The organism is Amycolatopsis sp. NPDC005232 (assembly GCF_040607795.1).
Classification (GTDB): Bacteria; Actinomycetota; Actinomycetes; order Mycobacteriales; family Pseudonocardiaceae; genus Amycolatopsis.
In genome coordinates this window covers 24,865-36,830 of the sequence record NZ_JBEXHL010000058.1, presented here as the reverse complement: position 1 = coordinate 36,830, position 11,966 = coordinate 24,865, and the positions used below count along the sequence as shown (strand labels likewise).

Below are 11,966 nucleotides of genomic sequence, written 5' to 3'. Positions count from 1 at the left end.
CCGCCGTCGCAGCGCAATGCGATGTGGCTGTGCCTGATGCATCCGCAGATCCGTGAGTTCTATGTCGACCGCGAACGCGTCGTGCGGGAGGGGGTAGCCCACCTGCGCGCCGCGTGGGCTGCGCATCCGGAGGATCAGGCGTTGAGCGACCTCATCGCCGAATGCATCACTCGTGACGAGGAATTCGCGCGATTGTGGGACGAGCGAGACGTCAAGGTCAACGGCCGCGGGCGCAAAGTGATGCGGCATCCTGACGTCGGCGTGATCGCAGTGCATTTCGAAACGCTGACGCCAGTTCAAGATCCGGACCAGCTGTTGGTGATCTACCGCGCCGCGGACGAGGCGAGCCAGTCGGCATTGGACGAGCTGTGCGCACGGTGATGTCGAACCGTCCATTCGTGCACTGAGTCGAACCGTCGTTCCCGCATGTTTTCGGGATCCATCGGTGAGATCCGAACCGAAAACATGCCGAGATCGCTGCCGCGATGCCACCGGCCGCCCCGGGCTGCGAACACCAGGTCACCGAGACCGCGGCAAGGGCAGAATCGTGCGTCGCGACCAGGTCGCGCCCGCCGAGGGCATAGCGTTTCCTGGCGCGACACGGGCGTTCCGGACCCCCGCCGTGCTTGTTCGCGGCACCCCGCGTCCCCCGGCGACTCGGCGTGTTGGATGCGGGGGTAATTCGTTCAGCGCGAATAGAGCGGCAGCGGACGCCCTGTGCGCGAATCGGATGCAGTGCCTCGTGCTGTCGCCGGAGACAGGCACGGCAGCGGCCATCACCGCGAAACTCGGTATCTCGTATCTCCGAGTTCCGCGCCCAGGTCAGGCCCGAGGGCAAGCAGGATGCCGTCGAGCAGCCGCGGGCCGACGGCGACGTCGGCGACGACGCGAATGACGCTCCCACGCCGGGCAACGGCCGATGTCGGCCATCGACCGTTCGCCGGACGGCGACCTTCGGCCTGAGTCGGCGGTGGACGGGGTTGGCGGCTCTGTCGGGGGTGAGGCGCGTGAGGGTGTCGGCGTAGTGGTGCGGGTCCTGGTCGCCCGCGGTGACCACGTCGTTGCTTGGCCGCAAGCTTCGGCGCGCGTCCGCGCAGCTTGCCTTTGGCGCGGCCTACGGCCGGATCGCCCCCTCGGCGTTGTCCTCGCCCGGCGGGCGGAGGCCATCGAGCATGGTCTGGAGCATCGGTTCGAGGTAGCTGGGCTCGCCGTGGATCTTGGCGATGGCGACGATCATGTCGAAGATCTGCTCGAGTGTGAGGTCGTCGCGGATCTCGTGGGCGTCTTGCGCCCCGGCCAGCAGCGGTCGACCGGCGGCGAGCGCCCGGGCGCGATTGCCTCCGGGGATGACGGGGCTGCCGGGGTCGATGTGCTCGAGTAGTTCGGAGACGATCAGGCCTTTGCTGGCGATGAAGGCGAAGACCCGGCGCAGCCAGGTGGTGAGCGCCGCGCCGGGTGTCTGTGTATCGCCAGCGTTGGCAGCCTCGCAGAGAGCGTCGACTTCGTCTGCGTAGAGGGCTTCGAGTAACTCCCGACGTCCAGGGAAGTTGCGGTAGAGGGTGGCCATTCCGACGCCGGCACGTCGCGCGATCTCGGCCATCGAGATCTCTGCGGCGGGGTCGGCGAAGGCAGCCCTGGCGGCGGTCAGGATCTTGTCGCGGTTTCGCGCGGCCGCGGCCCGTCTGGTGGGGAACGAGGTGTTGTCCGAAGTCATCATGAGTTGGCGGAGAGGCTATCCGTTATCTGTTAGGCTGTTGGTGGATAGCCTATCCGATAACTCGCCGCGACGCCCGTGCTGCCGCGGATTGTCCTGAGTGAAGGAGAAGAGACATGAGTTCCGTTCGTGCGATCGTCGTGGATCCGCAGGCCCCTGGACGTCTGGGTATCACTGACGTTGAGGCCCCCCGACCTGGCCCGGCGCACGCCCTCGTGCGGGTCGAAGCCAGTTCCCTGAATCGCGGAGACCTGCTGGCGGCCCAGCAGGCCGACGCGGGCTGGCGACCGGGCCACGACATCGCAGGTACCGTGATCACAGCTGCTGCGGACGGTAGCGGCCCGAAGGCCGGCAGCCGGGTGGTAGGCCTGCTCGATGCCGGGGCCTGGTCTGAGCAGGTGGCTGTTGCCACCGACCGGCTTGCCGAGATACCCGACAGCGTGTCGTTCGCCCAAGCCTCTACCCTGCCCACCGCTGGCCTGACCGCGCACCGCGCTCTGGAAAAGGGTGGGCTGCTACTCGGCAAGCGGGTGCTGATCACCGGCTCCACCGGCGGCGTGGGGCTGTTCGCCCACCAGCTCGCCAAGAACAGCGGCGCCTTCGTCGTCGGCACCTCCCGCCAGGCCCGTCACGAGGTGATGGTGCGCGAACTGGGGGCCGACGAGGTAGTTGTCGGAGAGGATCTGTCCCCGGCGCGCACGTATGGTCCCTATCACCTGATTGTGGAGTCTCTGGGCGGCGCGGCGCTCAAGAGCGCGCTGGGACTGCTGGCACCAGGAGGGACCTGCGTCAGCCTGGGCTGGTCGGCATCGCCGCAAGTCGACCTCGACCTGCGCGAATTCCTCGCCACTGGCGGTGGCAACCTGTACGGATTGCGGATGTACACGGAGCTGGTCGGTCGACCCGCCAGCGACGATCTGCGCCTGCTCGCCCACATGGTCTCCGTGCAGCACTTGCGCACACCGATCGAGGCCGATGGGTCCTGGGACGATGTCGGTCACATCGCCCAAGACCTACTGGACAGGAAGTTCACCGGAAAGGCGGTCCTGCACCTGGGGACACGCTCACGCTAAGGGCTGTCTCGTAACTGGTGTTGTGCCGGTGGGGCTGGTGGTGCGATCAGGTGTCGAGAAGGATGTTGTGCAGGTACGCGATTCCGGACACCGTGTCGGCGAGCGTGCTCGCGGCGCGGCGGTAGTCGCGGAGGATCTTGAAGTTCTTCATCCGGGACAGAGCGTGCTCGACGCGGGCACAGAACTTGCGGTGGGTGGCGTTGAGGTCTTGCTTCCAGTCCGGCAACTCGCTGCCGTCACGGGGTTTGCGATAAGGCATGGCGACCTCAGGATTACCTTGGTAATTGGGTCTCGAGGACCGATTCTGGCTGCCTCGCGAGCCGTCTGATGTTGTCCAAGCTGCGAGTTGCTTCTCGGAGCCAGTCTCGTTACCTGCGCGCCGTTTGAGCGCACCGTTGAGCAGTTCGACTGCGAGCAACAGCACCAACGGCGGGCACGCAGCCACGATCACTCGCAACGCACTCAGCATGGGTGCGGAGCAGATGTTCACGACCAATGACAGACAGATCCCGAACGCGAACCCCAGCCATGCCACCCATCGTCCGGAGGTCTTGCCACCCCGGTTCGATTTCCACAGCTCGACTGTCGCGATGGTGAGCAGACCGTCGACCAGCAGTGGCCAAATCGACGCTGTGACGGTGTCCGCGCCGAAGCGGAGCGCGAACTCACGTCCGTGCCGATACGACGCGTAGGCCGCGCCGAGTGCTACCAGGCCTATGCAGAAACACTGGCCGGCCAGGGCGGGGTCGCGTAGGAGCCACACGTTGGTGTGTTTCATGTCCGTGCCGCCTTTCCCTGTGGCGAGGCGGTTTCCCTGAAGGTCGTCGTCACTGCACGCCTCGGTGTCGGGCGAGGGGGTGGGGTTCGCCGGTCAGCGCCTGCAGGGCGGTGGCGACATCGGTCAGGTCAGCTTTGCTGTAGGTGATGGTGGCGCTGTCCGAGGCGTCGGCGTGGCCGGCGAAGGCGTGTGCGATGGCGTGGCCGAAGTGCCGTTCGACCCAGGTGAGGGTGGTGTGGCGTAGCCAGTGGGTGGAGATGTTCTGGGTTCGGACTGAGGGGATGTGGCGGCCGAGTCGGTCCCACAGGTGGTCGTAGCGGCGTTTGGTGATCGGCTCCCCCGTGCGGTATCGCAGCAGCGGACCGTCGGGGTGGGTCGAGCCGCGCTCGTCCGAATGGCCGCGCAGCAGAGCCATCAATGTGGGTGAGACGGGCTGGAAGCGGCTGGTGCCGTCCTTTTCCCGCAGGTGCACGAGACACTGGGTCTCATCCAGGTCTCGCGGCCGCAAACCCAGCGCGCCACCGCGACGGCACGCGGTCTCGGTGTGCAGGCGCAGCAGCAACGTGTCCAACGCCGGGTCATCGCCGGTGGCGGCGGTGACTTGGTTGATCTCGATGAGGATCGGCTCGTCCAGGGCGCGTCGCAGGGACGGCAGCCGGCGTGGTTTGGGTACCCGCCGGGCGGGGTTCTCGGCCGCGGTGAGGAGTTTGTCGTCGACGGCGTGCTTGTACACACACCGCACCGCGGCGATGAAGTTCTCCGATGCGCTGCGGCCCCCGCGCGAATTGCGTCGGACGAGAGCTTGCTCCGTCGCCCGCTCCGCGAGTTCCTTGATCTCCGTTGGCGTCGGCTCGTCCAGTCGTCGGTCGCCCCACGTCGCCTCCAGCCGCCGCCAGTACGACGAGTAGGCCCGGGCCGTGGCCGCCGACACCGCCCGTTTCACCGCAGACAAGTACTCCGAGAACGTCGGCACCGGCTTGCGTTCCTCCGGCTCGGACACCAGGTCCGCGGGCTCGATCCCCATCTTCGACAGCAACAACCGAGCCGCATCCAGCTCTGCCTGGTCAGCGGGCATCGTCGTCATCACCCAGCAAGCTCGTGTGATAGCTGAGAACCAGGCGCTCCAGCGACGGCAGCGGATGCACCACCAGCACACCACGGGCCGGGTCGGCGGCCAGCAGGACACCGTCCCCAGCCGCCAGGCCACATCGGCGGCGGATGATCACCGGCAGCACCAGCGTCCGGCGTGAACCCAGCGCGAACACACCGTCCGGCGCAGGATGCATCACCACCGACGTGCCCACCACCGCCGCGGTCAGACGCACCGTCGGCACCCACCCCAGCCGATCCAGCACCGGCCGGACACACAGCCGGCCCGAGCGATCGATCCGGGCGATGTCGTATTCGAGCGCCGTTGACGGCTCGCGCGTCACTGGCTCCGGAAGAGGGAGCCGTGAACCCATCGCCACGGGCGCCAGATCAGTGGGCCATCGTCCTGGGTGGGACGTGGGGATCACGGGAGCACCGAGCGACATCATGCCGACCACCGAGCATCCGGGCAGAGGTCGACAGCACGAAGCCGACCCTGCTTCTGCAGGATCGGCTGACTGTGACAGGATCGGTGAAAGTTCACCACTTTTTGTGTCCAATGGGCGACTTGAAGCCCTCCGCATGGGAGATCTCCCAAGTTTCGGGAGATCATGTCGCCAGGGTAATTGACGTGCACGTGCTGTGCGTACCCCCAGCACCCGACCCCCGGTATCGCCGGTAGTTGATCACGTTGTCGCGGTGCAGGTGATTGCGGCGTCGCAACCTGAGCGGTTTGCCCGACCACCGGGGCCCAAGCCGAGCCAGGTCCGTCGGCACGTGCCGGCCGGACGTTCATCGAAGGTCGAGCTAACCCGAGGCGGGCGCCGTCATCCCGGACCATCGGGATGGGCGAGGTCAGGGGCACGGGAGACCTTCTGCGGGACCACTATCCATCACGAGCTCGCGAGCCTTACCCGGGTCCGGCGCAGCAAGCTCGACGTGCACCCAGTTGAACCGCATATCCGACTCCGACGGCAGCCCGAACTTCCCCGGCTCACCGGCGACCAACGCGGCACGCTCCTCTTTCGGGAACGCGAACCCCATCACCGCCTCGTCCAGGAAAGGCGACATACACGATCTGCTTGACCCGGAACCTCAGCCGGCCCCGCACGTACCCCGGATAAGAACGCTCAAGCTCCGAACCCAGAGCATGAACATCCTCGATCACCGCCCGGACGCACCTCTCCACCCCCAAGACAAAAGATGCCAGGCCGCGAACAGCGCGCGGGATGCCGGTTGCCCTGATTCGTCCCAACACCAGGGCGCCCTCGGCCAGCAGACGCACCCAGATGCGCCCACCCTCGACGCCGGCGTGGCCCTCATTCTTCCCGCCGGTGGCCGGCGCCGTGATCCTGCCCGTCGCGCTCGCAAGCTTTCTGGCACAGTGTTCGGCCGGTAGATCGGCGACGAAGGCGCCACACTGGGAGCTGCTGGCCGCCCCGCTGCTGATTTCGATACTCGGGGTCGTGTTTCCCGCCCTTGGCGGCAGTCAGGCGGCGTGAGTGCAGGTACTTGACGCGGTGGGGGTGCGGTGGGTCTCTGGGAGTGGCTGGCTGAGGTAGCCGCGTGGTTGGGCCGGTCAGGTCCGGACATCGCGGTGAACTTGATCGCGGCATGCATCGGCGGTATCGCCGTGTGGGTGACCGGTCGGACGCGGCGGCAGGCGCGACGGTGGCGTGCCCGACGTTTCTGGAAGAACATGGGCGACCGCGGCGTCACGGTCGTTGTCGGTGTGCACGAGCGAAACCAGCTGTACGTGTGGGAGCGATCCGGGTTGATCGGCCTCGGTGACGCAGAGGCCATGGCCTCGGTTGAGGAACAGTTGCGGTCGTTCGGTTTCGATTCGACGGTGAGGCCGACGGGCGACATGCCGAGTTCGGAGTTGCGCCGCGATCTGGTACTGGTCGGCGGTCCTGACGGCAACAGGGTGACTGCTCAGATGATTCCGCGCCTCAGGCCGGCGTTGACGTTCGGGTTCCCGCGTTGGACTACGCATGAAGTGGCGGTGGCGGATAGCGCGACAGGCCATGAGTACTACCCGGAGTATGACGACGATGGAAGTCTTGCCGCCGACTACGGCGTGGTGGTCCGGACATTGAATCCCTTGGCCGATGACGGCACGGAGATCGTGATCCTGGCGGGTTGCTGGGGCAACGGCACTGCCGCCGCGGCGGATTCGTTGCGTGGCATGGCTATCCATCGCCATGGAGTCTCCACCCGCCGTTCGTTTGAGGCGCTCGTGAAAGTAGCCGTCGTGAACGGGCGCAACCACGTCATCACTGTGGTCGACGTGCGCGCCCTTCAACATGCTGATATCAGCGCTGTGTGAACAAGGGCGAAGCTATACAGACTGGATGGCGGCCAGGTGACGTCGGTGCGTCCGTCGTCCGGGCAGCTGCTCCGTGGTCCGAGCAGGCCCATTACGGTGTCGGCGGTGTGGAGCGCCGACAGCGGGCCAAGCACGAGGTGGGTCAGCCGGAACACGGGGTTGGACCACTCCGCATTATTCGGCGGACTTGATGCGGCCCTGGTCAGCGCTCGCAGGCCACCGGAGAAGTGCGTGGCGATCGCGAGCGCGGCTATCACGCAGGCGAACACGATCGTGGCCACTGTCTGGCCCGACGCGGAAGCAAGCAGCCCTGCGGCAATCGGACCGAGCCACTGAATCGAAGTCGACGCGACGCTCATCGAGCTCTGCACCCGTCCGATCAACTCGTTCCGGGATGATCTCCATCTCGTAAATCGCGAAGACGACGTTGAGGGGCGAGAGGAGGAACATCATCACGGCAACGAGCGCACCGGGCCGCGGTCTCGCACCGTTGAAATCGATGGCGAGAGCGGCGGAGCATCGATTCGTGGCTGGTTCGTTCGTCGTAGAGGCAGACGGGCCGAACGGAGGCCCCGAACCGATGGGATGCGTGAGATGGCGAAGTACCTGCTCCTCATCTATGGGGACGAGCAGATCTGGGAAGCAGGCTCCCCGCAGGAGAGGGCGGAGGTCGAAGCGGGACACGCCGCGTTCAACGCCGCAGCCGGTGCCGCGGTCCTCTCCGGCCACGAGCTTCTGCCGACGGCGACCGCGACGAGCCTGCGCGGCAGCGTGAGTGGCCGACCGACGCCGACCGACGGACCGTTCCTCGAGTCCAAGGAAGCGCTCGGCGGCTACTACGTGGTGGAGGCACCCGACCTGGACGCTGCGGTCAAACTCGCCGAGCGGCTGCCCGAGCTCAGGGTCGCGCACAGCGGGGTCGAGATCCGGCCGATCAACGAGCCGGGCTAGACCGGATCGGCGCGCCTTGACCGGGAACATCGACGTCACGGAGGCGATCGCGCAGGCGCACCGTCGCGAGTGGGCCAGAGTGCTCGCCGCGACGGTGCGTGTCGTGCGCGATCTCGACCTTGCCGAGGAGCGCGTCCAGGACGCGTACACCCAGGCTCTGCGGAAGTGGACGGTGAGCGGAGTGCCGGTCCGGCCGGGCGCGTGGCTGACCAGTGTTGCGCGCAACCGGGCGAAGGACCTGCTGCGGCGGGAGTCGGTCCTGCGCTCGGCGTTGCCGTTGCTTGTCACGGACGACGTCGTGACCGGGCCGGAGGACGGGGCGGACCCGCAAGCTGTCGGTGACGACCGGTTGCGGCTCATTTTCACCTGTTGTCACCCGACGCTGTCTCGCGATGCCCAGGTGGCGCTGACCCTGCGACTGGTGTGCGGGCTGTCCACGACCGAAGTGGCTCGGGCCTTCTTGGTGCAGGACGCAGCGATGGCGGCGCGGATCACGAGAGCGAAGAGGAAGATCAGCGGTGCTCGGATCCCCTATCGGATGCCCGACCCCGGTGACCTTCCCCGACGTGTGGACTCCGTTCTCGACGTCGTACACCTCGTTTTCACCACCGGCCACGTCACGCCGGTCGGCAACCAGCTCGTACGGAAGGACCTCGTGGACGGTGCCCTCCACCTCGCCCGCATCCTGCACCAGTTGCTGCCCGGTAACACCGATGTCGCCGGTCTGCTGGCGTTGCTGCTGCTCACCGACGCCCGCCGGGACACCCGGATTTCCGAGGACGGCGAGCTGGTCCTGCTCGCCGACCAGGACCGGCGACGGTGGGATGCGCAGCAGATCGAGGAGGGCACCGCCCTGCTGACCCAGTCGTTGCGGCGCGCGGGGCCGACGAGGTACTCGGTCCAGGCCGCGATCGCCGCGGTGCACGCGGAGGCGGCGACCTGGGAGGACACCGACTGGGTGGAGATAGTCGGGCTGTACGAGGTGCTGCGTCGCTTGTGGCCGTCCGCGGTCGTCGACCTCAACTGGGCCATCGCCGTCGGATTCCGGGACGGTCCGGAGGCCGGCCTCGCCGCACTCGCGCCCCTGCTGGACGAACCGGCTCTGGGCACCCACGCCTACCTGAGCGCGGCCCGCGCCGACTTCCTTCGCCGCCTCGACCGGTGGCCGGAAGCGGACCTGTCCTACGAGGAGGCCCTGACGATGACCGACAACGAGGTGGAACGCACCTTCCTACTCAGACGGCGCGAAGAAGTCGCGCTCCATCTCGACTGATCCAGTGAGCGTCGCGGGCTCAGTGGTCGGCACAACTGCGCACACGTGGTGGTGCCAGCTGCGGGAAATGGGGGAGTCGACACGTTCCCGCTGTGAGGAGAGCCGGCCGACCATGCACGCCGCCGGTCTGTTTGCCCTGATCAATCCCGTGGTCGTCAGTTGGTGAGACCACTGGGCCGAGCGGCGGCGGCGATCTGCGGGCGTGGCCTGCTCGCCTTCCGGGTGTTCCGTGACCCAGGTTTTTTGACGAGGGCCGGTCGGTAAGCCTTCAGGCGGCTATCACTCACCGACGAGAGCCCGCCGTGAGGTCGCGGAACTCCTGAGTTGATGCGCTCCACGCCCAATCGGGCGTGGTCCCCGTTGGTCCAGAGCCCGCCGTGACGTCCTTGAAGACAAATGCCGTGATGTCTACGAGTGGGGTCGAGACGGTATGCAAATCGAGGTCGTTCGCACTTCGATGGCGAGCCCGTGGGTCACCGTCTTGAGCGACGCGCTTAAGAGCCACACTTGGATGGGTTACGGCTTGGGAGCCATCTTCGGGCTTCATCGATTGTTGAACATGATCATGCGTTGGCAGCTGAGCCGTCAGGTCCTGAAGGAGCGAGAGACGCTGCGTGAGCTGCTTGCCCGCCACCTGGCGGAAATCGGCGCCGTGGAGGGTCGAGTAGCTCAGGGACCGAACCGCGGGGATCCGCCAATGATCCCCGGAGCAGTTCACGCCGGAGTACTGGGAGATGCTTGAGAACGTGATCGCTTCGATGGGCAAGGTCAACACCGCCGAGATCATCCAGGAGGGCGAATTGGAGGCGCCCGAGAAGTAGGGCGCGGCCCCGGCGAGGAGCTGTGTGGAGAGAAGGAGACACGCGCTCGACCCGCGGGGGCCGGGGATCAGGTACCTCGCTGGGTCAGTGCGCGCAGGTACCAGTCAGCGGAGGAAGCTCTAATCGCCTCCGTCACCTCGACGGTGGTCTTCTGGACGAGCTCGGGCTGGACCCCGAGCCTCGGACCCAGTCACTGAGCTCGACCATGTATAGGTCGAGCGCGTTTGTCTCACGTCGAGCCCAGCTCCGTCCACGCCCTGTCCGGAGCGCAGATGTCGTGCTGCGCGTGATCCTTCACCCGCCCGCGCCGCTCTGCAACGCACGTGTCGATGAAGTTCGCTGACTCCTCTAACGACAGAGCAACCGCGCCGAGTTTCGTGACTGCGCCTTGGCAGAAGGCGTGGTCGTCGACGAGGTGGATCGTTGCCCCATACGTCTCGATGCGAGCAACGGAGGTCCCATCGTTCATGGCGAAGAGGGTGAACGCGCCCCTGAGCCCGGGATGGGGACCGACGGCGGCCGGCACGACGCGGACACATACCGCGGGAGTGATCGCCGCGACGTCGGATAGGAATCGCACCTGCCGCAACATGGTCTCGTCGTTGTCGACGGTGTCGAGTAACGCAGCAGCTCCGACGAAGACCTCGGTGGTGAGGCCGGAGCCCACCAGAGCTGGCGTACACCGCTCGACTATTCCGGTGACGTGCGTACCCGGTGCTTCCGGAGTAGCCATACCGTCGCCTGTGACCGCACGGGCGTAGTCAGGAATCTGCATCGGCGGCGGGATCAAGAGCGGGCTCCAAATGGTCACCGCTGTTGCAGAGGCCGCGTGCGCGGCGTCCGCGGCAACATGATCCTGGGTGGCCTGCGGTCCAGGGGTGATCCAGGTCGAGTCGATGGCGCCGTGTGCCAGGTTGAGGATGTGGCATTTGCGGTCGCGGGGGACGCCGAGGGCGCCGAGGATCTGGGCGACGTCGCCGGGGGTCGGGGTGCGGGTGCCGCGTTCCCAGTGGGCAAGGAGTCAGGGGTTGATGTCGAGGCGGCGGGCGAGTTCGCGGAGGCCGAAGTGAGCGTCTTGACGGGCCGCGCGGAGGGTGGCAGCGAGGATTCTGATCCGCGGGGTGATGGTGAGGGTGCCGCGCAAGACGGGTGGTCCTTTCAAGGCGCCGTGGGTGGTGCTGTGGCGGGAAGGTCTGATGTGACCATTGGCAACTCCAGGTTCCTGATACGTCAGGGCGTCTGTCACAACCTGGTCCGGCGTCACCTCACCCGTAGCAGCCCAAACCTCCCGCCACCTGCGGAAATACAAGCGTGACAGCTGTGACACGAGACATACACGACCCTCTGAACCCGGCCTCTCAGGCTGCCACGGCCTGCACGCCGGAAGCCACCGCACGTGACGTCATCGCGCAGCTTCGATGGCGGCGATGTCGACGTCGAGGTCGTCGGCGTAGGAGTGCAGGAGGTCCGCGACTTCGGTCAGTTCGGTGGCGTGGGCGCGCAGGGTCGCGACGTCGGCGCGGTTCTCCAGAAGCTGAACGATGACGTCCAGGCTGCGACGGCTGGCGAGGAGCATCGCGTCGGCGGCGGACTTGCCGGCGATGTTCATGCGGGATCCCTGTAGACGGCCGGTGCGGGTGCCGGCGTGGCGAGTAGGTCCGACCGGCTCGCGCGGGGGTGCCGAGCGCGTTGAGGCGGGCGCGGCTGCGAGCCGGCCGGAGAGCGGAGGCGACGCCTGAGGCGGCGCAGTCGGGACAGGGCACGGTGGGCGGCGTGGGTCTTCGCAGGCTGCCGAGCGGGTGGGGCGAGCAGCGCCCAGCACTTGGGGCAGACGCGGCCGGGTGGTGTCAGACAGGAGTCGACGAGCACCTTGTGACCGCAAATTGCCTGGTAACGGCCCTGCCGCTGTTCGAAGCCTGCGGCAAAGTCGGCGTCGGT

14 protein-coding genes and 1 pseudogene are annotated in these 11,966 nt (G+C 66.9%); 6 read left to right on the top strand and 9 right to left on the bottom strand.

Features of this window, described 5'->3' with window-relative positions; all coding sequences use genetic code 11:
- Positions 1–381, top strand: a pseudogene (locus ABZU76_RS49175) (transcriptional regulator); the annotation flags it as partial.
- Positions 382–1,114: 733 nt separating this feature from the next.
- Here the strand turns inward: ABZU76_RS49175 and ABZU76_RS49170 are convergent.
- Positions 1,115–1,717: a TetR/AcrR family transcriptional regulator gene (locus ABZU76_RS49170; protein WP_354884671.1), complete on the bottom strand. Its 603-nt coding sequence runs from the start codon at positions 1,715–1,717 to the stop codon at positions 1,115–1,117.
- Between the two features lie 113 nt (positions 1,718–1,830).
- On the opposite strand from ABZU76_RS49170, the gene ABZU76_RS49165 reads away from it, so the two are divergent.
- Positions 1,831–2,787 (top strand): zinc-binding dehydrogenase, encoded by a 957-nt coding sequence (locus ABZU76_RS49165; RefSeq protein WP_354884668.1) that lies wholly within the window; start codon positions 1,831–1,833, stop codon positions 2,785–2,787.
- A gap of 46 nt (positions 2,788–2,833) precedes the next feature.
- Here ABZU76_RS49165 and ABZU76_RS49160 read toward each other — a convergent pair whose 3' ends face one another.
- The 4 genes from ABZU76_RS49160 to ABZU76_RS49145 all read right to left on the bottom strand — a co-directional run bounded on the left by ABZU76_RS49160 (position 2,834) and on the right by ABZU76_RS49145 (position 5,725).
- Positions 2,834–3,565, bottom strand: a complete 732-nt coding sequence (locus ABZU76_RS49160) for a DUF2637 domain-containing protein (RefSeq protein ID WP_354884666.1) — start codon at positions 3,563–3,565, stop codon at positions 2,834–2,836.
- 49 nt (positions 3,566–3,614) lie between these two features.
- A complete protein-coding gene (locus ABZU76_RS49155; RefSeq protein WP_354884663.1) occupies positions 3,615–4,649 on the bottom strand; it encodes a tyrosine-type recombinase/integrase in 1,035 nt (344 codons plus the stop codon).
- Positions 4,630–4,998 (bottom strand): hypothetical protein, encoded by a 369-nt coding sequence (locus ABZU76_RS49150; protein WP_354884660.1) that lies wholly within the window; start codon positions 4,996–4,998, stop codon positions 4,630–4,632. The genes ABZU76_RS49155 and ABZU76_RS49150 overlap by 20 nt, the downstream gene beginning before the upstream one ends.
- A gap of 511 nt (positions 4,999–5,509) precedes the next feature.
- Positions 5,510–5,725 (bottom strand): hypothetical protein, encoded by a 216-nt coding sequence (locus tag ABZU76_RS49145; RefSeq protein ID WP_354884658.1) that lies wholly within the window; start codon positions 5,723–5,725, stop codon positions 5,510–5,512.
- A 263-nt stretch (positions 5,726–5,988) separates the two neighbouring features.
- On the opposite strand from ABZU76_RS49145, the gene ABZU76_RS49140 reads away from it, so the two are divergent.
- On the top strand, positions 5,989–6,156 hold the full coding sequence (locus ABZU76_RS49140) for a hypothetical protein (RefSeq protein WP_354884655.1): 168 nt from the start codon (positions 5,989–5,991) through the stop codon (positions 6,154–6,156).
- A gap of 95 nt (positions 6,157–6,251) precedes the next feature.
- A complete protein-coding gene (locus ABZU76_RS49135) occupies positions 6,252–6,983 on the top strand; it encodes a hypothetical protein (RefSeq protein WP_354884652.1) in 732 nt (243 codons plus the stop codon).
- Here ABZU76_RS49135 and ABZU76_RS49130 read toward each other — a convergent pair.
- Positions 6,956–7,342 carry a hypothetical protein gene (locus ABZU76_RS49130; RefSeq protein WP_354884650.1) on the bottom strand — a complete coding sequence of 129 codons (387 nt, stop codon included), beginning with the start codon at positions 7,340–7,342 and terminating at the stop codon, positions 6,956–6,958. The genes ABZU76_RS49135 and ABZU76_RS49130 overlap by 28 nt on opposite strands.
- A gap of 235 nt (positions 7,343–7,577) precedes the next feature.
- Here ABZU76_RS49130 and ABZU76_RS49125 point away from each other — a divergent pair, with 235 nt between their 5' ends.
- Together ABZU76_RS49125 and ABZU76_RS49120 are read left to right on the top strand one after the other, a co-directional pair.
- Positions 7,578–7,934, top strand: coding sequence for a YciI family protein (locus tag ABZU76_RS49125; protein WP_354884647.1), 357 nt, complete (start codon positions 7,578–7,580; stop codon positions 7,932–7,934).
- A gap of 16 nt (positions 7,935–7,950) precedes the next feature.
- The gene (locus tag ABZU76_RS49120) at positions 7,951–9,207 is read left to right on the top strand and encodes a DUF6596 domain-containing protein (RefSeq protein WP_354884644.1); all 1,257 of its coding nucleotides are present in this window, start codon (positions 7,951–7,953) and stop codon (positions 9,205–9,207) included.
- 283 nt (positions 9,208–9,490) lie between these two features.
- Here ABZU76_RS49120 and ABZU76_RS49115 read toward each other — a convergent pair whose 3' ends face one another.
- The 3 genes from ABZU76_RS49115 to ABZU76_RS49105 form a co-directional block, all read right to left on the bottom strand.
- Positions 9,491–9,982 (bottom strand): hypothetical protein, encoded by a 492-nt coding sequence (locus ABZU76_RS49115; protein WP_354884641.1) that lies wholly within the window; start codon positions 9,980–9,982, stop codon positions 9,491–9,493.
- 275 nt (positions 9,983–10,257) lie between these two features.
- Positions 10,258–10,911 (bottom strand): Scr1 family TA system antitoxin-like transcriptional regulator, encoded by a 654-nt coding sequence (locus ABZU76_RS49110; RefSeq protein WP_354884674.1) that lies wholly within the window; start codon positions 10,909–10,911, stop codon positions 10,258–10,260.
- A gap of 519 nt (positions 10,912–11,430) precedes the next feature.
- Positions 11,431–11,637: a hypothetical protein gene (locus ABZU76_RS49105; RefSeq protein WP_354884638.1), complete on the bottom strand. Its 207-nt coding sequence runs from the start codon at positions 11,635–11,637 to the stop codon at positions 11,431–11,433.
- Between the last annotated feature and the right edge of the window lie 329 nt (positions 11,638–11,966).

Excerpts from the sequence above, each read along its gene's own strand:
- ABZU76_RS49145 (WP_354884658.1), bottom strand. The coding sequence starts at position 5,725 with ATGTCGCCTTTCCTGGACGAGGCGGTGATGGGGTTCGCGTTCCCGAAA.
- ABZU76_RS49160 (WP_354884666.1), bottom strand. The coding sequence starts at position 3,565 with ATGAAACACACCAACGTGTGGCTCCTACGCGACCCCGCCCTGGCCGGC.
- ABZU76_RS49125 (WP_354884647.1), top strand. The coding sequence starts at position 7,578 with ATGGCGAAGTACCTGCTCCTCATCTATGGGGACGAGCAGATCTGGGAA.
- ABZU76_RS49155 (WP_354884663.1), bottom strand. The coding sequence starts at position 4,649 with ATGACGACGATGCCCGCTGACCAGGCAGAGCTGGATGCGGCTCGGTTG.
- ABZU76_RS49105 (WP_354884638.1), bottom strand. The coding sequence starts at position 11,637 with ATGAACATCGCCGGCAAGTCCGCCGCCGACGCGATGCTCCTCGCCAGC.
- ABZU76_RS49170 (WP_354884671.1), bottom strand. The coding sequence starts at position 1,717 with ATGATGACTTCGGACAACACCTCGTTCCCCACCAGACGGGCCGCGGCC.
- ABZU76_RS49130 (WP_354884650.1), bottom strand. The coding sequence starts at position 7,342 with ATGAGCGTCGCGTCGACTTCGATTCAGTGGCTCGGTCCGATTGCCGCA.
- ABZU76_RS49165 (WP_354884668.1), top strand. The coding sequence starts at position 1,831 with ATGAGTTCCGTTCGTGCGATCGTCGTGGATCCGCAGGCCCCTGGACGT.